The organism is Pseudidiomarina sediminum DSM 21906 (assembly GCF_000423165.1).
Taxonomy (GTDB): Bacteria; Pseudomonadota; Gammaproteobacteria; order Enterobacterales; family Alteromonadaceae; genus Pseudidiomarina; species Pseudidiomarina sediminum.
The window spans coordinates 885,640-904,443 of sequence record NZ_KE383983.1 but is presented as its reverse complement, the minus strand read 5'-3'; the positions used below and the strand labels follow the sequence as shown (position 1 = coordinate 904,443).

Below are 18,804 nucleotides of genomic sequence, written 5' to 3'. Positions count from 1 at the left end.
TGTAGCTACGTATGTTGGCGCGACTTAGTTCGTTTGGTTATGGCTAAGAACAGAAATGAATGAGCTTACGACTCAGGTAAGCCTGCAAAACAAGGGAGTTGTTCGAGTTGTTGGTCCCAGTTCGCGCGACTGGCAACAAACAGGTGTGCGTTAGGCTTGAGTGGCGCAGGCGTATCTAAGGCACCCGCAGGCACGACCAGTAGTTGACCCTCCATCTGAACACTGGGGAGCGCAGCGCCACAACAGCTGCAAAAACCTTTCACGTGGCGACTGTCGGGCACCTGATAGGTACGCACCTGTTCTTCACCGCGCAGCCAGGTTAGCGTGGCACTGGTTGAAAATAAATTGGCCGCATGTGCACTCCCCGTATCTTTTTGACAATACTGGCAGTGACACAAAAAGAAATGCTCAAAATCGCCTTCCACCTGAAAGGCGACCTTGCCACATTGACAAGAGCCTTTGTGCATTAGCTTGGCTTCCGACAACTCGCTTTACGCGACTGTTGATACACTGGCATTTGCGCACCGCTCAACTGGGTCAGCTTGTCGATCCGTGTTTGTGGCGATGGGTGCGTCGACAAAAATTCGGGCGGCGTAGCACCGCCCTGCTTCGCCATATTGCGCCAAAGATTGGCAGCTTCACGTGGATCATACCCCGCCGCAGCCATATAACGCAGGCCAAGCTCATCAGACTCACTTTCGTGCACACGGGAGTATGGGAGGATATAGCCAAGTTGTAAGCCTACCCCGAGCAATCCCATGACCAACGCAGCTTGCTGGTTATCAAGCTTTTCGCCCACCAATACGCCACCAAGTTGCATGCCGACACCGGCAGCAAACTGATTCGACATACGCTCGTTACTGTGTTGCGCAATCACATGGCCAATTTCATGGCCAATCACTGCAGCCAGTTGTGCAGGCGTTTCCGCAACATCAATCAGGCCGGTGTACACACCAATTTTGCCACCTGGCAGCGCAAAGGCGTTGACCATTTCACTATCAAATACCGTAACTTCCCACTGTTGCTGTGACCAAGGGGCCGGCAGTACTGCAATCAAGTCATCGGTAATGCATTGCACATAACGGTTCAACGCTGGGTCTTGCGATACTTTTTCTTCCTGCTTAATTGAAGCGTAACTCTGCGCACCGAGTTGGGCAATTTCATCACTACTAAAAAGTTGCAGCTGTGAACGTCCCGTCGGCGATTGTGTGCAAGCGATCAGTCCAGCAGTGGCTGCTGCGATTAAACCCAACTTTAATGTGCGCATTTTGTATCTCCGTATTTCGCAACGTGGCTGTGGTTTCGCTTAGCCACGCAAATCGTCAAAGAAGCGCTTCACGCCGTCAAAAAAACCACGTTCTTTTGGACGGTAGCGCGCGGCTTCTTCGCCAGACCCCATCGATTCATCCAATTGACGGAGCAATTCACGTTGTTCTTCAGACAAGTTGACTGGCGTTTCAATCACTACTTTACAAATTAAATCGCCAACAGCCCCTGAACGTACCGACTTCACGCCTTTACCACGCATGCGGAACAGCTTGCCTGTCTGCGTTTCAGCAGGAATTTTCAACTTCACTTTACCATCCAGTGTCGGTACTTGGATTTCGCCACCAAGTGCTGCATGGGTAAAGCTTAAAGGTACTTCACAGTACAAATTATTGCCATCGCGTTTGAAAATTGCATGCTCGCGCACGTGTACCTGCACATACAAGTCACCTGCCGGCGCACCCATTTCGCCCGCTTCACCTTCGCCATTTAAGCGAATCCGGTCGCCGGTATCAACCCCAGCTGGAATCTTTACCGACAAGGTCTTGGTTCGCTCGACACGACCCTCGCCATGACAAGTGCGACATGGGTCTTTGATCACCTTGCCGCGACCACGACAGTGCGGGCAAGGTTGTTGCACAGCGAAAAAGCCCTGACGCATTTGGATGTGACCTGAACCATGACAATGGCCACAGGTTTCCGCGCTACTTCCGGCACGTGCACCGCTACCATCACAGTCTTCACATTCAGACAGTTTCGGGATTTTCAATTCCACTTCTTTACCGCGAACGGCTTCTTCAAGTGACAGTTCTAAGTTATAGCGTAAGTCTGCGCCACGAGCGGCTTGCGCACGTCCACGACGGCCACCGCCACCAAAAATATCACCGAACACATCACCAAAGATATCAGCAAAATCTGCACCACCTGCGCCGCCGCCAAAGCCACCTTGGCCTTGTTCGAAAGCAGCATGACCGTATTGATCATAGGCAGCACGTTTCTGCGGATCGTTCAGCACTTCATACGCAGCTTTGACTTCCTTGAATTTCATTTCAAGGTCTTTGTCACCCTTAGTACGGTCAGGGTGATACTTCATCGCCATGCGTTTGTAGGCTTTTTTGATGTCGCGTTCGCTGGCATCTCTGCTTACGCCCAGCACTTCATATAAATCTGGTTTCGCCATAATGTTGCGTCTTCCAATTTCCTAGCTTGCTACGCCCTGATACGAACACACGGAGGCCACCTGCTGGCAACCCCCGTGCGTTGAGTTCAAGACACCCGGTGGGCGTGTATTACTTTTTCTCGTCGTCTTTGACTTCTTCAAATTCAGCGTCAACAACGTCGTCGTCTTGTTTGCTTTGCTGCTGTGCACCTGCATCAGCACCACCAGCCGCTTGGCCTTGTTGCTGCGCCGCTTCCATCAGCTTGGCAGAAGCTTCAATCAACGCCTGTTGCTTCGCTTCAATTTGCTCTTTGTCATTGCTCTTCACAGCAGTTTCCAACTCGCCGATAGCTGCTTCGATTTTCTCTTTCTCAGCGCTATCAAGATTGTCACCTACTTCTTCGAGCTGCTTGCGCGTTGCGTGAACGAGGCTGTCTGCTTGGTTACGCACTTGCACCATTTCTTCGAATTTACGGTCTTCCTCAGCGTTCGCTTCGGCATCACGTACCATTTTTTCGACTTCTTCGTCACTTAGACCTGAAGACGCTTTAATGGTGATCTTCTGCTCTTTGCCAGTGTCTTTGTCTTTCGCTGACACGTGCAAGATACCGTCGGCGTCCAAATCAAAGGTTACTTCGATTTGTGGCACGCCACGTGCTGCTGGGCGAATACCTTCAAGGTTAAACTGACCCAATGATTTGTTATCGGCAGCGCGCTTACGCTCACCTTGAATCACGTGGACAGTAACCGCTGACTGGTTGTCATCCGCAGTTGAGAAGGTTTGCGATTGCTTGGTCGGAATCGTCGTGTTCTTCTCAATCAACTTGGTCATCACGCCACCCATGGTTTCGATACCAAGTGACAATGGGGTTACGTCAAGCAACAAGACGTCTTTCACGTCACCTTGCAACACACCCGCTTGTACCGCAGCACCGGTGGCAACAGCTTCATCAGGGTTCACGTCACGACGTGGTTCCTTACCGAAGAAGTCAGTCACTGCTTGCTGTACTTTCGGCATCCGCGTTTGACCACCGACCAAAATAATGTCGTTGATATCGCTTACCGACAAACCAGCGTCCGCAAGAGCTTGTTTCACTGGCTCAAGTGATTTTGTAATCATGTCTTCAACCAACGACTCGAGCTTCGCACGGGTAACCTTAATGGCCAAGTGCTTAGGACCCGTGTTATCCGCAGTAATGTACGGCAAGTTCACTTCGGTCTGTTGCGCTGATGACAACTCAATTTTCGCTTTCTCAGCAGCTTCTTTTAGACGCTGCATCGCCAACGGATCTTTGCGCAAATCAATGCCTTGGTCTTTCTGGAACTGCTCTACCAAGTAGTTGATCAAACGGTTATCAAAGTCCTCACCACCTAAGTGGGTGTCACCGTTGGTCGCCAATACTTCAAAGGTATGCTCGCCTTCAACTTCATCGATTTCGATGATTGAGATATCGAAAGTACCACCACCTAAGTCATAGACAGCGATGGTGTTGTCGCCTTTTTTCTTGTCCATGCCGTAGGCCAACGCTGCCGCAGTCGGCTCGTTGATAATACGTTTTACTTCCAAACCTGCGATACGGCCAGCATCTTTGGTTGCCTGACGCTGTGCATCGTTAAAGTATGCAGGAACAGTGATAACCGCTTCGGTGACTTTCTCACCAAGGAAGTCTTCTGCTGTTTTCTTCATCTTTTTCAAGATTTCTGCAGAAATTTGTGGTGGCGCTTTTTTGTCGTCGCCAATTTGTACCCAAGCGTCACCATTGTCAGCTTCAACGATGCTGTAAGGCATGATGCCGATATCACGCTGCACTTCTTCGTCTTTAAAGCGACGACCGATCAAGCGCTTGATTGCAAACAATGTTTTGTTCGGGTTGGTCACCGCCTGACGCTTCGCCGGCTGACCGACAAGGATTTCACCATCGTCAGTAAAAGCAACGACAGATGCTGTTGTGCGCTCACCTTCCGCGTTCTCGATAACGCGTGCTTTATCACCATCAAGTACCGCAACACATGAGTTTGTAGTACCTAAGTCAATACCAATAATTTTGCCCATAATTTATCTCCAACTTCAGGAAAAACTTACCTTAACTCTCATATGGGGGCTGCACCTGCATTTTCAATACCCCCACAGTTTGTAATCTTAATTTTTTACGACCATCACCATCGCTGGACGTAACAAGCGGCCGCTCAAGGTGTACCCTTTTTGCATAACCGCTAAAATGGTGTTGTTCTCTTTCCCTTCAACTGCCTGCATTGACATCGCTTGATGCAGATCTGGGTTGAACACTTCACCTTCTTCACCCACAGCTTCGACGCCAAACTTATTCAGCGTGCTTAATAAGCTCTTGTGTGTGAGTTCAATACCTTCTAAGAAATTACTGTTGATTTGCTCGGCTTCAGCGGCAACTGCGAGCGCGCGCTCAAGGTTATCCACGGTGGTAAGCAGCTCATTGGCAAACTTCTCTAACGCGAACTTGTGCGCTTTCTCGATATCTTGTGCCGAACGGCGACGCACGTTTTCCATCTCAGCAACGGCGCGAACAGCACGGTCTTTCGCCTCTTCAGCGCTTTGCTCAGACTGACTTAACGCTAATTCCAAAGCAGCGATACGGTCAGTCAGCTCATCCGCTGACGTTGCTTCCGCCGCCACTTCTTCAACCACCTCTTCAACCACTTCTTCTTGCTGCTGGCTCTGCTCTGGCGCTTCCGCCGCGGCCTCAGTGTGCTGATTTTCCTTTGCAGAATCGTGTTTGGTCATGTTTCGTTACTCTTTCAATGTGATATAACTAAGCTTGTGCTCTTTTATGGGGGCGCCTTTTATTGATTCAAGGCACGGTTACGAAAAATTGGGGAAACTTTCATGTCACAATCACCAGAGTTAGCTTTTTCACGCGTTGCCCTGCTTGGAAAGGTCAATCATGAGGCCACGCGCGCAACCTTGATGACGTTGGAAGAAGAGCTGCTCGCACTGGGTGTCGACGTGATTATTGAAGCCCGTACCGCGGAACAGCTCGAAGGAACGCAAAGCCCGTGCTTTGGCCTAGAAGAGCTCGGAGAGCATGCTGACCTTGCGGTGGTGGTCGGTGGTGATGGCAACATGCTCGGGGCGGCGCGTATCTTGTGCGAAAGCGATATTGCCGTGATTGGTGTGAATCGCGGTAATCTTGGCTTTTTAACCGACCTTGACCCTGATCAGGTGATGGATCAGTTGCGTCCAGTTCTTGCGGGCGAATACCTCTCAGAATACCGCTTTCTTTTACAAGCCGAGGTGATTCGCAACGGTGAACGTCGTGATGTCGGACGCGCCATCAATGAAGTGGTGTTGCACTCCGACAAAGTTGCTCACATGATTGAGTTTGAGGTTTACGTTGATGATCACTTCGTTTACAGCCAACGTTCCGACGGTCTGATTGTCGCCACGCCAACCGGCTCGACCGCCTATTCCTTATCCGGCGGCGGCCCTATCTTGACCCCAAACATCGCCGCGCTAACCTTAGTGCCGATGTTCCCCCACACCCTTAGTAGTCGCCCAATCGTGGTTGACGCGAACTGCACCTTGCACCTACGCCCGTCTCCCGACAACGGCCCGCTCGCGCTAAGCTGTGATGGACATATGCGCATGGAAGTCCTGCCTGAAGACCAGGTGATCATCCACAAATACGCCCAACAACTGCATCTCATTCACCCCAAAGATCATAGTTACTTCAAAGTGTTACGTAATAAATTGGGCTGGGGTAGCCGACTCTTCTAACGCATCGCTTGCATTACTGTATAAATACTGTATAACTACTGTATGTAATCACAGTGTTTCGTGTATTTGTGTCTCAGTTATTGCAAAAGGGGCGTCTATGTTAGTCCATTTACAAGTTCGCAATTTGGCCGTAGTCCGTCATCTCGCGGTAGATTTTCAAACCGGGATGACCACTATTACAGGTGAAACGGGTGCAGGAAAATCCATCGCGTTAGATGCTTTAGGACTTTGCTTAGGCAACCGAGCAGACAGTGACCTGATTCGCCCGGACACTGACAAAGCCGAAGTTATTGCGAGCTTTCAGCTCCGTAAAGATGGTCCTGCACAACACTGGTTAAGCACGCAAGAGCTCCTTGACGAAGAGGAGCCTGAGCACTGTGTGTTGCGTCGCTTGATCACCCGCGAGGGACGCTCGAAAGGCTGGATTAACGGCTACCCTGTGAACTTAACTCAGTTAAAACAACTGGCGCCGTTGTTGGTCAATATTCATGGCCAGCACGAGCACCAATTACTCACCAAGCCAGACCATCAGCTCGCTTTACTTGATGCCTACGCACGTCACGCCGATAGCGTCGCAGCGGTCAGTGCAGCCTATCAACAATGGTATCAACTTAAGAAGCAACAAAAACAAGCGTTACAGCAACAAGATGAACAACGTGCACGAGCTCAACTATTGCGTTATCAAGTAGAAGAGCTCGATCAGTTTGCTTTACAAGAAGACGAATTCGATGAACTCGAGGCACAACACAAACGCTTGAGTAACAGCTCGGCCTTACAAGAAGACAGTCAATTTGCGCTGAACGCACTGTATGAAGGCGAGCACAACAACGCCTACAGTCTTATTCAAACCGCACTGCAACGCTTGGAGCAGCAAGTCAGCATTGATACGCAGTTGGAACCCGCGGTGAAACTGCTCAAAGAAGCCAGCGTCCAAGTTGAAGAAACCGCGCGTGAGCTTCGCCATTACAGCGACGGTATCGAGCTTGATGACGAAGCCTTAGCTTTTGCTGAACAGCGGATGACACAAGCGCTGCAGCTGGCGAAGAAGCACCATATCGACGCACGGGCCCTACCTGAGTTGCATCAACGCCTGCGCACTGAGCTGACCGAACTTGAGGCAGCAGCCGAAGCGCTCGCCCATTCCGATGCAGCCGTGCAAGAGGCAGCCAACCATTATCGTAAGGTGGCGGCGAAGCTCTCCAAGCAACGCAGCCGTGCGGCAGAAGAACTCAGCGCGCGCATTTCCACTTCAATGCAGTCGTTGAATATGCCCCACGGACGTTTTGTGATTCGCGTGGAGCATCAAACGCAAGCACCAGCAACTCGCTTAGGTACTGACGATGTTAGCTTTCAAGTGACAACCAACCCAGGCCAGCCATTGCAACCTCTCGCACGGGTTGCCTCCGGTGGTGAGTTGTCGCGTATTAGTTTAGCGATTCAAGTGATCACTGCGGCACAAATGACCACGCCAACCTTAATGTTCGATGAAGTCGATGTCGGGGTCAGCGGCAGTACCGCAGCAACCGTAGGTAAACTATTACGTCAACTCGGTCAGCAGAACCAAGTCATTTGTGTCACCCACTTACCCCAAGTTGCAGCGATGGCGCACCAACAGCTGCGCGTAGAGAAACAAGTGACCGATAACGCGACAGAAACATCGATGGTGCCACTTGCTCACGATGATCGTGTCATAGAGCTTGCGCGTTTGCTTGGTGCAGAGACCATAACAGCCACAGCAAAAGCAAATGCTGAGGAGTTGTTAGCAAGCGCAAGCTGACACAAATCGGTGCGGTTGCGGGAACAAATACAGGTGAATTGGGTCAATGTTAGCTCTAAGGCTAGTCATTCCGTATTGCATTGTTTATTATCGGAGCTAGTAAGCATGACTCATAAACATCACAGACAATAAGTAAAGCGAATTCTATGAAACATATTTTGCTCGCAGGCCTCGTATTAGGTCTAAGTGGCTGCTCCGTGCTCGAAGGACTAGTCCACCGTATTGATGTACCGCAAGGTAATTATCTTGAACAACGTGATGTTGACCGACTCCGCGTTGGTATGACCAAGGAACAAGTTAACTTTGTCCTCGGCGCACCTGTTGCTGACAACGCTTTTGCTGATGATACTTGGTATTATGTTTTCAATATGGACGCAGGTGACGGTAAAGATTATCGTCGTGCGATTACCCTAACCTTTGTTGATGATCGCCTTGCCACCTACGAAGGTGATTTTGATCGTCCAAAAGAGTTTGATACACCGCTGGAACAGTAATTCGGCGGTTGCCAGCGCACTTCCACCACCATAACCACCCACTGGGGAGTGTATGGAGCCAAGCAACAGCCTGAATCATTTTACGGATATTATCCAAAGTCCAACCGACCATCGCAGCTATGCGATGGTGACGTTGGCGAATGGCCTACGCTGTACGCTTGTCCACGACCCCAAGGCGGAGCTATGTACTGCAGCCTTAGCTGTTGCAGCTGGCCACTTTCAAGACCCAATCGATACCCAAGGGTTAGCGCACTTTCTTGAGCACATGCTGTTTTTAGGCACCGAGAAGTATCCCAGTGCGACCGACTATCAAAACTTTATTCATCAACACGGCGGCCATCATAACGCTTGGACCGGAACTGAGTTCAGTAATTATTACTTTAGTTGTGAACACAGTGCATTTGATGAAGCCTTAGATCGCTTCGCCCGTTTTTTTTATCAGCCGACCTTCAACGCCAATTGGTTGGCCAAAGAAGTCCACTCCATTGAGTCCGAGTTTCAGTTAAAGCGTAAAGACGAGCTCCGACGTTTATATCAAGTGCATAAAGCCACCGCGAACCCCGCACATCCGTTTGCAAAGTTTTCGGTCGGTAATCTTTCGACCTTAACGCAAGATGGTTCTACCCATGGTCTTGCGAAGCACATGCGTACCTTCTTCGACACTTGGTACCGCGCGAACCGGATGACCCTTGTGCTTGCCGGCTCGGCATCCTTGGAAACCTTGCACAGCTACGCTGAACAACATTTTACCGCGATTGCAGGCGGTGGCCCGGTAGTGCAGGCGGAAACGCAACCGCTCTATTTGCCCGAGCAGCTCGGTATTCAGTTAAATGTGCAACCGCTCAAGGACGCACGACGGCTCATCCTAGCCTTTGCACTACCTGGTATTGATCACGATTATCCCTATAAAACCACCAGCTTCATCGCGCATGTCTTAGGCTACGAAGGGCCTGGCAGCTTGTTTGCTGAGTTACATCGACGTAACCTGATCAATAGCCTTTCAGCCGGTGGTGGCATCAGCGGTAGTAATTTCAAAGACTTCAATTTGAACATGCAGCTGACCGATGAGGGTTTACAGGATACAGATACCGTTATTGAGCACGTCTTTGCCGCGATTCGACAGGTACAGCAGCAAGGTCTTGAAGATTGGCGTTATCAAGAGCGTCAAGTCGCGATCGCCAATGCTTTTCGCTTTCAAGAGCCGGCTCGCACGGCTGATCTAGCGCCGCAACTTGCAATTAATATGCACCACTATCAACCGCGTGATCTGATCTTTGGCGATTACCGCATGGAGCGCTTAAATACCGACAAAGCGCACGAGTTACTCAACTTGATGACCCCAGAACGGGTGCGGGTGACGCATATCCATCGGCAGGTTGCGGTGAATGACTACGAGCCTATCTATGGCACCAATTATCGCGTGACCGCGCTTTCAGACGCGCAGCAACAACGCTGGCAAACACCAGCTGCAGGGAATATGCGCTTACCTAAGGCCAATCCCTACTTACAACCCTTGCAAGCCCCCTTACCGCTCTTGGCAACGGCTAGCGCCATTCCTGAGTATCATCACGTTAGCCAAGGTTGTCGGTTATGGTTGTTACAAGACCCGGATTTTCGTGCGCCTAAAGCCCATATCTACTGCCAGTTCACCCTACCGCAAGCAACCGCCTCAGCACGCCACTATGCTTGCGCACGCTTGTGGTGTGAGTTGATGATTGATCGACTCAACGAAGCGTTATATGACGCGGAAATGGCGGGCTTACACTTTAATGTCTACCCGCAGCACTATGGCATCACCTTGCACCTTAGTGGCTATTCGAATGGGATTGCCGCGTTGGCCTGTGAGATTTTACAGCATTTCTTAGTGACCGAGTTTCGCCAGGAACGTTGGCACGATTTACATCAAAAGCTGCAATCCAACTGGCAGTCGGCGCTGGCGAACAAACCGCTGAATTTATTGTTCGCGCGTTTAAATGTGCTGTTACAACCGCACATGTACGCGCTTAGTGATCTTGCTGCAGCGGTCGCTGAGGTAACGCCGGAATCTTTCGCAGACTGGCAAAACGATCTCTTCCAGCAAGCTGAAGTAAAACTCTTTGCCCATGGCGATTTGACTTGGCAGCGGGTCTCGCCACTACTGCAGCAACTGACCTCAAATTTCCCATTAATGGCAAACTTGCAAGCGGGCGTTCCCCCTACACGAGATTTCGCCGAGCTTAAACGCAGCGGTCGACTGCTCGAGCGAGGGCATATCGAAACCCGCCATCATGACCACGCGGCACTGCTTGTCCTCCAAGGCGCGAGCTGTGACGTCATGGAACAAACCGTGTTGTTGCTATTGAATCAGTTTATTCAACCCCACCTGTTTAGCCAGCTACGCACCCATGAACAGCTTGGTTATCTCGTTGGCAGCACTTATATGCCGATTGAGCAACGCCCTCATGTGCTACTTTACGTACAATCCAACCAATATGATGCGCAGCACCTAAGCGCGCGTATTGACGTGTTTATGCAAGGCTTTACGGAGCAGTTGTTAGTGCTTGCAGACGAGGAACTTGAAGCCATTCAACGCGCGCTCATTCGTCAGTTGCGTGAGCCTGATACGAACCTACGTTTACGCAGCCAGCGCTTGTGGAGTGCGATTTCACAAGAGCAGGTTGTCTTTGATCGCTTAGAGCAAATGGCACAACTCCTTGAAAGTCATACAACTTCCTTCTTTGCAGAGAAAATGCTGACAAAATTGTCCGATCAAAGCCGTCAAGGCTTTATTACCGCAAAGCCCAAAGAGCTTTGACAGAACAGCAATTATTGGGTACTTTGCAAGTAAAATATAAGTAAGTGTTGTGGGGCTTCACAACCTTCGCCATGGGAAGCTAAGTGCGCAATACATCATTCTTTAAACAGCGGTCGTTGGCATTACGCCAACTCAATGCTGCACTTCAGTGCGCGGCGCAGTTGTTTTGCTTCTCCATTATTTCATTTGGACTTATTGCTTCAGTCTCGGTTCAGGCGCAAACGTCACGCGCGACACAAGACTGGCAGGTCGAACTTATTACGTTGCGCGTTGCCAACGAAGCCGTAGCGCCAAGCACCCTTGATGAGCGCAACCTGACCCAGCTCTACAACGCTTCGAATCTGTATATTCCACGCTTAGATCGCCCGCTTAGCATCGAATTTGGTGCACCCTATACAGCGCAAAACCTGCAGTACCGATACCAACTCGAAGGCTTCGATAGCGATTGGATCTACACCGATAGTCACTATCGCCGTGCGACCTACACCAATCTTAATTTTGGCCTCTACCGGTTTAGTGTCGAAGCCTCACCTAACGGTACTTACTGGTTTGGTACCCGCAGTATTGACATTGAAGTTGCCGCGCCCTTTTGGCTTTCGCCGTGGGCCTTTGCCTTTTATATTGCCGCACTTGCAGGCCTTTTGTTTGCCATCGGCGCCATCATTAGTGCGCGTCGCCAAGCCATCCACCAATTGCGAGATAGCGAAGAACGTCTCAAGTTAAGTCTTTGGGGCAGCGGCGATCAATTATGGGACTGGCATATCAACAATGATCAGCTGCATCGCCACAATACTTGGCGCCAGCTCAAAGCCTTTCCAGAAGATGGGATTCGCTGTGGCGAGCAAACCCAAAAGTCAAATATCCATCCTGATGACGTGTTAAAAGTTCAACGCGCGCTGCGGAACTATCTCGATGGCCATACCGATCACTACGAGCAAACTTACCGCGTCGCTTCCGATAAAGGTTGGTTGTGGGTATTAGACCGCGGTAAGGTGGTTGCCTATGACGAACAACAACGCCCGAAACGCATGACCGGTACGTTAAAAGACATTACGCCACTGGTTACCGCCGAAGAGCGCCTGAAAATGCTCGCAGCATCCATTACCAATATTTCAGATGGTGTTTGCATCTATGATGACCAATTCAAGGTCATCGAAACCAACCAATCCTTTAGCCGTATTACCGGTTACCGTCGTGAGGATATGTTGGGACGTACACTGCAATTTACCATGTACAATCCCGACTACTTGGAGCAGATCAAGCAAATCGTCCAGCAACACGGAACCTGGCACGGCGAAATCGAGGATATCCGAAAAGATGGAACCGTGTATCAAATCGAACTCACGGTCGATGCCATTCACAACGATAATAAAGTGATTTCCCACTATGTGGTCACCTTTTCAGATATCACTGAACGTAAGAATGCCGAGCGTGAGCTACGTCGTCTGTCAAACACCGATACCTTGACCGGCTTGCCGAACCGTTCCTATTTTCAAGTCAGTCACTCGAACTTGGTACGTAAACGGATCAAGCATGCACTGCTGTTATTTGATCTCGATGACTTCAAGAAAATTAACGATTCACTTGGCCATGAAGTCGGTGATCACCTGTTAATGCATGTCGCCGAGCGCGTGGCTGAAGTGGGACGTCCACAAGACACGTTTTACCGCCTCGGTGGCGATGAATTTGTGCTGATGTTGGAAGATACCGCTGATGTGCATGTCATTACTGAGGCCGGCAAGCAAATCTTAGAATGTCTTGAACAACCCTTTCATATCAGTAACCACGACATCGTGGTGAACTGTTCGATTGGTATTGTGGTGTATCCGAATGATGGGCAATCTTCCCAAGAGCTGCTGCAGAACGCAGATACTGCAATGTATCACGTCAAAAACCGTGGCGGCTGTGCTTATCAGTTCTTCAATGAATCAATGAACATCAATGCAGTCCGTCGTCTGCAAGTCGAGAATCAGCTTCGCCAAGCATTACGCAACGACTTTTTACAGGTTCACTATCAACCCAAAGTTTCCTTACGAACCCACAAATTTGTTGGCTTAGAGGCTCTGGTACGGCTTGAAATCCCTAATGTCGGCGTGATCAGCCCTGCAGAGTTTATTCCGCTAGCAGAGGAAACAGGCCTCATTATCGAAGTCGGTGAACGGGTGCTGCGTCAAACCTGTCGTGACATGCGGGAATGGGTCGAGGCCGGTGCGGTACAAGGACGCGTCGCGGTGAATTTATCCGCCAAACAGTTCACCCAACCCGACCTGATTGAGCGTATCATGACGATTTTGAGCGAAGAAAAGCTCCATCCGCAGTACCTGGAATTGGAGATTACTGAAGGCGTGGTGATGGACGATCCAGAACGTGCCATTGAGATCATGACCGAACTCAACAACCTTGGTATTCACCTCGCCCTCGATGACTTTGGCACCGGCTACTCGTCGCTTGCTTACCTCAAGCGCTTCCCCATTCAAACGTTGAAAATCGATAAAGCCTTTATTGATGATATCAATGGTGCTGAGCGCGATCGCAATATGGTCGCTTCGATTGTCGCGATGGCCCATAACTTAGGTCTTGATGTGGTCGCCGAAGGTGTCGTGGATGCAGAGCAAGTTGCCACACTCAGCAACTTGCGTTGTGAATTTGCGCAAGGTTATTTATTTGCAGAGCCGTTACGCCGTGAGGAATTTTTGCAGCATATCAGTACTACCTTGGCGAGCTTAAAACCGTCGACTTAACGAGGTTGCCAATAGACGTTATCGCGCCCCATAGCACGCATCAGTAGCAAGCGCTTTCGTGAAATAAACAACGGCACGACCAATGGGCCCAGACATAAACCAGCGACACCCCAACGCTTCGCGCCCATAGCGTTTTTTAAGGCTTGCACGTACAACAACAGCGCGGACAACACACAACACAGCGCAATGAACATTCTGACCTCCTGACAACATACGGTGACCATTTTACCTGATTGGTCACCGTTTATCCAAAAGCGATGTTAGTTGTCAGTATAAAAGCGTTGTCCGGATTCTGCCATTTCCACCAGCAATGGTGCTGGCGTGAAGCGTTCACCGAACTGCGCCGCATAGGCTCGCAGTTGACCTACAACTTCGGCACACCCTAATTGATCCATATAACGGAAAGGTCCGCCGAGGAACGGTGGGAAACCAATTCCAAAGATCGCACCGATATCACCATCGCGAGGGCTACGAATAATGCCTTCAGCCAAGCAGTACGCTGCCTCGTTAAGCATCAAAAACACCGTACGACGGGCGATTTCCTGTCGATCCATACGCGCTTCTGGGGTCACACCCAATAAGGTGTAAACGCTGCTATCGACCAATTTCCCAGCCTTTTTACCTTGATAGCTGTAAAAGCCTTTCTTGTTTTTCTTGCCTTTGCGCTCATCGTCGAGCAACTTACCGAAGGCTTCTGGTGCAGTAAAACGTTCACCCAACTCAGCCGCCAGAATCGGAGCAACTTTGGCTGCGACATCGATGCCAACTTCGTCCATAAGCTTCATCGGTCCCACCGGGAAACCGAATTGCACTAGCGCTTTATCCACCACCTCAATTGGCTCTCCAGCAAGCACTAAGCGCGCTGCTTCATTCATGTACGGAGCTAAGATACGGTTTACGTAAAAACCGGCACCATCTTTCACGACAATCGGCGTTTTTCCTTGTTTCTTAGCTAGCGCAACCGTTGTAGCGATGGTTTCTGCTGAGGTCTTTTCATGGGTAATGATCTCTGCCAATGGCATTTTATCGACCGGTGAAAAGTAATGTAGACCAATCACTTGTTCTGGGCGTGCCGCCTTGGCCGCAATCTGAGTGATGGGTAGGCTCGAAGTATTGGTTGCAAAAATCGCATGCTCAGGGGCTACGGCTTCAATGTCAGCCACCATCTTCTGCTTCAACTCAAGATCTTCAAAAACCGCTTCAATCACCACATCGACTTGGTCAAATCCTGAGTAGTCGAGCGTGCCACTTAGCTGCAACATGGTCTTTTCGAGCTCAGCGCGACGCATCTGTTTGCGTTTAACCTTTTTGTTCAGTAGGTCGTAGCTGTACTTCAGCGCGTGCACGATACCAGGTTCAGCAATGTCCTTGATGCGCGCCGGCACACCAGCTTTATCTGCGGTAACATAGGCAATACCGCCGCCCATCAAACCGCCACCAAGCACACCAACGCGATTCACAGCACGTGGTTTCACATCCCCCGCACCGGTTTCTTTCTTCATCGCAGTGGTGGCAAAGAAAATGCCGCGTAATTGCTTCGACTCCGGTGACATCGCCAGCGCACCAAATTGCCGTGCTTCGTAGTCTAGTCCCGCCGCGAAACCGTTATCAGCACCATGCGCAATGGTATCAATGATTTTGTCGAGTGCTGGATAGTTGCCTTTCGCTTTGGCCTGCGCTTGTTCCCGTGCTTTTTTGAAAATCAAACCCCGCCCGGCACTGGTGCCTTCCAACGCTTTATTCACCAGACTGTGCTGTACTTTACGTACCTTGGCCTGACCACTTTGCACTTGCTTTACGGCGGCTTCGAGTAAAATACTCGCTGGCACCACTTCATCCACAATACCTAATTTTTTCGCTTGCTTCGGACGCAATTGCTTGCCGGTCAAAATCAATGGCAACGCCTTTTGAATACCAATCAAGCGCGGTAAGCGTTGCGTACCACCGGAACCTGGCAATAAGCCCAACTGTACTTCAGGAAGACCGATAAGGGTTCGGCTGCTATCGGTACAAACGCGATAATGACACGCCAGCGCGAGTTCAAGGCCACCTCCTAAACAAGCCCCGTCGATGGCAGCCACGACCGGCACCTGCAATTGTTCTATCCGATCAAACATGGCTTGGCCTTGACGTGCCAAGCTCTCAGCATCAGCCGCATTGGTGCATTCAGCAATCATCGAAATATCAGCGCCAGCGACAAACGAGCCAGGCTTATCACTGATCAAAACAACCCCAACCAAATCATTGATTTGTTCTAGTTCGATCAGCACAGCGTCAACTTCCGCAGCAAAGCTAGCTTTAAGGGTGTTCATTGACTCGCCAGGCACATCGATATGAATGATCGCAATGCCATCTTCGCGGCGTTCTAAGGTAAATGCGCGTTGTGTATCACTCATGCGTTACTCTCCAAAATCATTGCTGCACCTAAACCACCTGCGGCACAAGCGGTGGTCAATGCAGTCCCACCACCACGACGTTTCAACTCGCGCAGGGTTTGTGTGATCATACGCGCGCCAGTTGCGGCAAACGGATGCCCATAGGCAATCGAGCCACCGAGTACATTAAATTTATCCATATCAATTTCACCAATGGCTTGGCTGCGGCCGAGCTTTTCTTCAGCAAACTTCTTGCTGGCGAACATTTTCACGTTTGCCAACGTTTGCGCCGCGAACGCTTCATGCATATCAATCAGGTCAAGATCAGCAAGCGTCATTCCGGCGCGATCAAGAGCCAACGGCGTCGCAAACGACGGTCCCATCAACATGTCCTGTTCAACGCCAATGGCACTAAAAGCATAACTTTTGATATAACCCAGCACATCATACCCCAGCGCTTTAGCTTTGCTTTCTGTCATCAGTAGCACGGCTGCCGCACCATCAGTTAGCGGGGTACTATTGGCCGCCGTCACTGAGCCATGTTTGCGATCAAACACCGGCTTCAACTTGGCATAGCCCGCCAAATCACTGTTACTACGAATGGTATTGTCGCGCCGTAAAAAGTCTTGGTACGGTTCAGCAATTGCGGTCATCACCTCATCATCTAACACGCCTTGCTCCCATGCTTGATGCGCGAGCGTGTGTGAACGATGCGCTAACGCATCTTGATCAGCCCGCGCAATGCCATGGCTCTTAGCCATTTGCTCAGCGGTATCGCCCATGCTCAACCCAGTGCTGTATTCAGCAATCGCAGGTGGAACCGGCATTAAGTCTTTAAAACGAAGACGCTTGAGAATGTTCAAACGCTGACCCAAGCTGCGCGCCTTATTTAGGTCAACCAAGGTATGTGCCAATTTGCGCGACACGCCAATCGGTAGCACTGATGATGAATCCGCACCACCGGCAATCCCGACGGAAATGTTGCCCGCAAGCATCGACTCGAGCACGTTCACGGTCGACTGAAAGCTGGTCGCACAGGCGCGTGAAACGCTGTAAGCGTCAGTGCTTACCGGAAGGCTAGTGCCTAACACAATCTCACGGGCGATATTGGGCGCTGATGGCATCTGCACCACTTGTCCGAACACCAATTGCTCAACTTCATCACCGCGTAAGCCGTAGCGGTTGAGCATTTCTTGCACAACCATTTTGCCAAGATCGAGCGCTGGCACACCATGATAGTAGCTTGCCTGCTTGGCAAACGGGGTTCGCAAACCTGCGACAACAGCGATGCGATCGCCCTGTGCGGTTGTTAGTTGCTGACGTGACGTCATGTTGAACTACCTCTGTTCTGTAAAAGTGTTCGGATTCTGATCTGGTCAGACCTCATACATTATTACAAATTCTAACGGGTTCATCCCGAGAATTAAACTGTTGTTTTCGGTAAAGTAGACACTAGAGTATAAACATAGATTCCATCATAGAGGTTAATATGGCAGCAGAACAATTTCAGCGACTAAGAAATTACTTAGATAGTCAGGTCCTCGGCCAACCGGAGTTCACCGAAGGTCTGCTTATCGCTGTCCTTGCTGATGGTCACTTGCTCGTTGAAGGCCCACCGGGGCTGGCAAAAACACGTGCGGTGAATGCCCTTGCCAAAGGCATTGAAGGTGACTTTCATCGGGTGCAATTCACGCCTGACTTACTGCCTGCCGATTTAACAGGAACCGATATTTACCGTCCTGAGACGGCGGAATTTGTGTTTCAAAAAGGTCCTTTGTTTCACAACGTGATTTTGGCCGATGAAATTAACCGCGCACCAGCAAAGGTACAATCGGCTTTGTTAGAAGCGATGGCCGAGCGCCAGATCACCGTAGGCCAAACCACCTACCCGCTGCCACATCTCTTTATGGTGTTAGCAACCCAAAACCCGCTTGAGCAAGAAGGGACTTACCCGCTGCCAGAAGCGCAGCTGGACCGTTTTCTCATGCAACTGAACTTGGACTATCCGGCGGCAGAAACTGAGTTAGATATTTTACGTTTAACCCGTGGTGAGGAACTTGAAGGTGACGTTGCCTTACCGGAAACCTTGACCCAACAAGACATTTTTGCGGCGCGTCGTGAAGTGCTCGAAATTTTCATGGAAGAAGCCGTTGAGAACTACCTAGTACAATTGGTTATCGCTACCCGTCAGCCGCAACATTACAATGACGACCTCGCGCGTTGGCTAAGTTATGGCGCTAGCCCACGGGCCACCATCGCCCTAGATCGCTGTGCCCGCGCGAAGGCTTGGCTTGATGGACGGGATTATGTCACGCCAGATGATATCCAAGCGGTCTACCCACACGTGATGCGTCACCGCATTATTTTAAGTTATCAGGCAGAGGCTGATGGCATCACTGCTGACCAAGCCTTACAGGCCATTCTACAAGCTGTAGCGACACCTTAAC

Annotated in this window: 14 protein-coding genes; 6 read left to right on the top strand and 8 right to left on the bottom strand. The window is 50.4% G+C overall.

Annotated features, from left to right (window positions below):
• Positions 1–65: 65 nt before the first annotated feature.
• The 5 genes from G535_RS0109485 to grpE form a co-directional block, all read right to left on the bottom strand.
• Positions 66–467, bottom strand: a complete 402-nt coding sequence (locus G535_RS0109485; RefSeq protein WP_034727989.1) for a GFA family protein — start codon at positions 465–467, stop codon at positions 66–68.
• Positions 467–1,267, bottom strand: coding sequence for a M48 family metallopeptidase (locus tag G535_RS0109480; protein ID WP_026861844.1), 801 nt, complete (start codon positions 1,265–1,267; stop codon positions 467–469). The genes G535_RS0109485 and G535_RS0109480 overlap by 1 nt, the downstream gene beginning before the upstream one ends.
• Positions 1,268–1,306: 39 nt before the next feature.
• A complete protein-coding gene (gene dnaJ / locus G535_RS0109475; protein ID WP_026861843.1) occupies positions 1,307–2,446 on the bottom strand; it encodes a molecular chaperone DnaJ in 1,140 nt (379 codons plus the stop codon).
• A 109-nt stretch (positions 2,447–2,555) separates the two neighbouring features.
• On the bottom strand, positions 2,556–4,478 hold the full coding sequence (gene dnaK, locus G535_RS0109470) for a molecular chaperone DnaK (RefSeq protein ID WP_026861842.1): 1,923 nt from the start codon (positions 4,476–4,478) through the stop codon (positions 2,556–2,558).
• An 87-nt stretch (positions 4,479–4,565) separates the two neighbouring features.
• Positions 4,566–5,183 (bottom strand): nucleotide exchange factor GrpE, encoded by a 618-nt coding sequence (gene grpE / locus G535_RS0109465; protein ID WP_026861841.1) that lies wholly within the window; start codon positions 5,181–5,183, stop codon positions 4,566–4,568.
• A 102-nt stretch (positions 5,184–5,285) separates the two neighbouring features.
• Between grpE and nadK the strand changes: the two genes are divergently transcribed.
• The 5 genes from nadK (at position 5,286) to G535_RS13385 (ending at position 13,982) form a co-directional block, all read left to right on the top strand.
• Entirely contained in the window at positions 5,286–6,176 is an 891-nt protein-coding gene (nadK, locus tag G535_RS0109460; RefSeq protein ID WP_026861840.1) for an NAD(+) kinase, read from the top strand.
• A gap of 97 nt (positions 6,177–6,273) precedes the next feature.
• On the top strand, positions 6,274–7,953 hold the full coding sequence (gene recN, locus G535_RS0109455; RefSeq protein ID WP_026861839.1) for a DNA repair protein RecN: 1,680 nt from the start codon (positions 6,274–6,276) through the stop codon (positions 7,951–7,953).
• 146 nt (positions 7,954–8,099) lie between these two features.
• Positions 8,100–8,447 (top strand): outer membrane protein assembly factor BamE, encoded by a 348-nt coding sequence (locus G535_RS0109450; RefSeq protein ID WP_026861838.1) that lies wholly within the window; start codon positions 8,100–8,102, stop codon positions 8,445–8,447.
• 52 nt (positions 8,448–8,499) lie between these two features.
• Entirely contained in the window at positions 8,500–11,241 is a 2,742-nt protein-coding gene (locus G535_RS13390; protein WP_051207120.1) for an insulinase family protein, read from the top strand.
• A gap of 83 nt (positions 11,242–11,324) precedes the next feature.
• The gene (locus G535_RS13385; protein WP_084616836.1) at positions 11,325–13,982 is read left to right on the top strand and encodes an EAL domain-containing protein; all 2,658 of its coding nucleotides are present in this window, start codon (positions 11,325–11,327) and stop codon (positions 13,980–13,982) included.
• Here the strand turns inward: G535_RS13385 and G535_RS0109435 are convergent.
• The 3 genes from G535_RS0109435 to fadI all read right to left on the bottom strand — a co-directional run bounded on the left by G535_RS0109435 (position 13,979) and on the right by fadI (position 17,688).
• Entirely contained in the window at positions 13,979–14,176 is a 198-nt protein-coding gene (locus G535_RS0109435) for a hypothetical protein (protein WP_026861837.1), read from the bottom strand. The two genes, G535_RS13385 and G535_RS0109435, sit on opposite strands and share 4 nt — an antisense overlap.
• Positions 14,177–14,242: 66 nt before the next feature.
• The gene (gene fadJ / locus G535_RS0109430) at positions 14,243–16,378 is read right to left on the bottom strand and encodes a fatty acid oxidation complex subunit alpha FadJ (RefSeq protein ID WP_026861836.1); all 2,136 of its coding nucleotides are present in this window, start codon (positions 16,376–16,378) and stop codon (positions 14,243–14,245) included.
• Complete coding sequence (fadI, locus tag G535_RS0109425) at positions 16,375–17,688, bottom strand: acetyl-CoA C-acyltransferase FadI (RefSeq protein WP_026861835.1); 1,314 nt, start codon at positions 17,686–17,688, stop codon at positions 16,375–16,377. Before fadI ends, fadJ begins: the two co-directional genes overlap by 4 nt.
• A 158-nt stretch (positions 17,689–17,846) precedes the next feature.
• Here fadI and G535_RS0109420 point away from each other — a divergent pair, with 158 nt between their 5' ends.
• Positions 17,847–18,803, top strand: coding sequence for an AAA family ATPase (locus G535_RS0109420; protein ID WP_026861834.1), 957 nt, complete (start codon positions 17,847–17,849; stop codon positions 18,801–18,803).
• Position 18,804 lies beyond the last annotated feature (1 nt).

Coding starts and splice junctions, on each gene's coding strand:
- G535_RS0109485 (WP_034727989.1), bottom strand. CDS start 467: ATGCACAAAGGCTCTTGTCAATGTGGCAAGGTCGCCTTTCAGGTGGAA.
- G535_RS0109480 (WP_026861844.1), bottom strand. CDS start 1,267: ATGCGCACATTAAAGTTGGGTTTAATCGCAGCAGCCACTGCTGGACTG.
- dnaJ (WP_026861843.1), bottom strand. CDS start 2,446: ATGGCGAAACCAGATTTATATGAAGTGCTGGGCGTAAGCAGAGATGCC.
- dnaK (WP_026861842.1), bottom strand. CDS start 4,478: ATGGGCAAAATTATTGGTATTGACTTAGGTACTACAAACTCATGTGTT.
- grpE (WP_026861841.1), bottom strand. CDS start 5,183: ATGACCAAACACGATTCTGCAAAGGAAAATCAGCACACTGAGGCCGCG.
- nadK (WP_026861840.1), top strand. CDS start 5,286: ATGTCACAATCACCAGAGTTAGCTTTTTCACGCGTTGCCCTGCTTGGA.
- recN (WP_026861839.1), top strand. CDS start 6,274: ATGTTAGTCCATTTACAAGTTCGCAATTTGGCCGTAGTCCGTCATCTC.
- G535_RS0109450 (WP_026861838.1), top strand. CDS start 8,100: ATGAAACATATTTTGCTCGCAGGCCTCGTATTAGGTCTAAGTGGCTGC.
- G535_RS13390 (WP_051207120.1), top strand. CDS start 8,500: ATGGAGCCAAGCAACAGCCTGAATCATTTTACGGATATTATCCAAAGT.
- G535_RS0109435 (WP_026861837.1), bottom strand. CDS start 14,176: ATGTTCATTGCGCTGTGTTGTGTGTTGTCCGCGCTGTTGTTGTACGTG.
- fadJ (WP_026861836.1), bottom strand. CDS start 16,378: ATGAGTGATACACAACGCGCATTTACCTTAGAACGCCGCGAAGATGGC.
- fadI (WP_026861835.1), bottom strand. CDS start 17,688: ATGACGTCACGTCAGCAACTAACAACCGCACAGGGCGATCGCATCGCT.
- G535_RS0109420 (WP_026861834.1), top strand. CDS start 17,847: ATGGCAGCAGAACAATTTCAGCGACTAAGAAATTACTTAGATAGTCAG.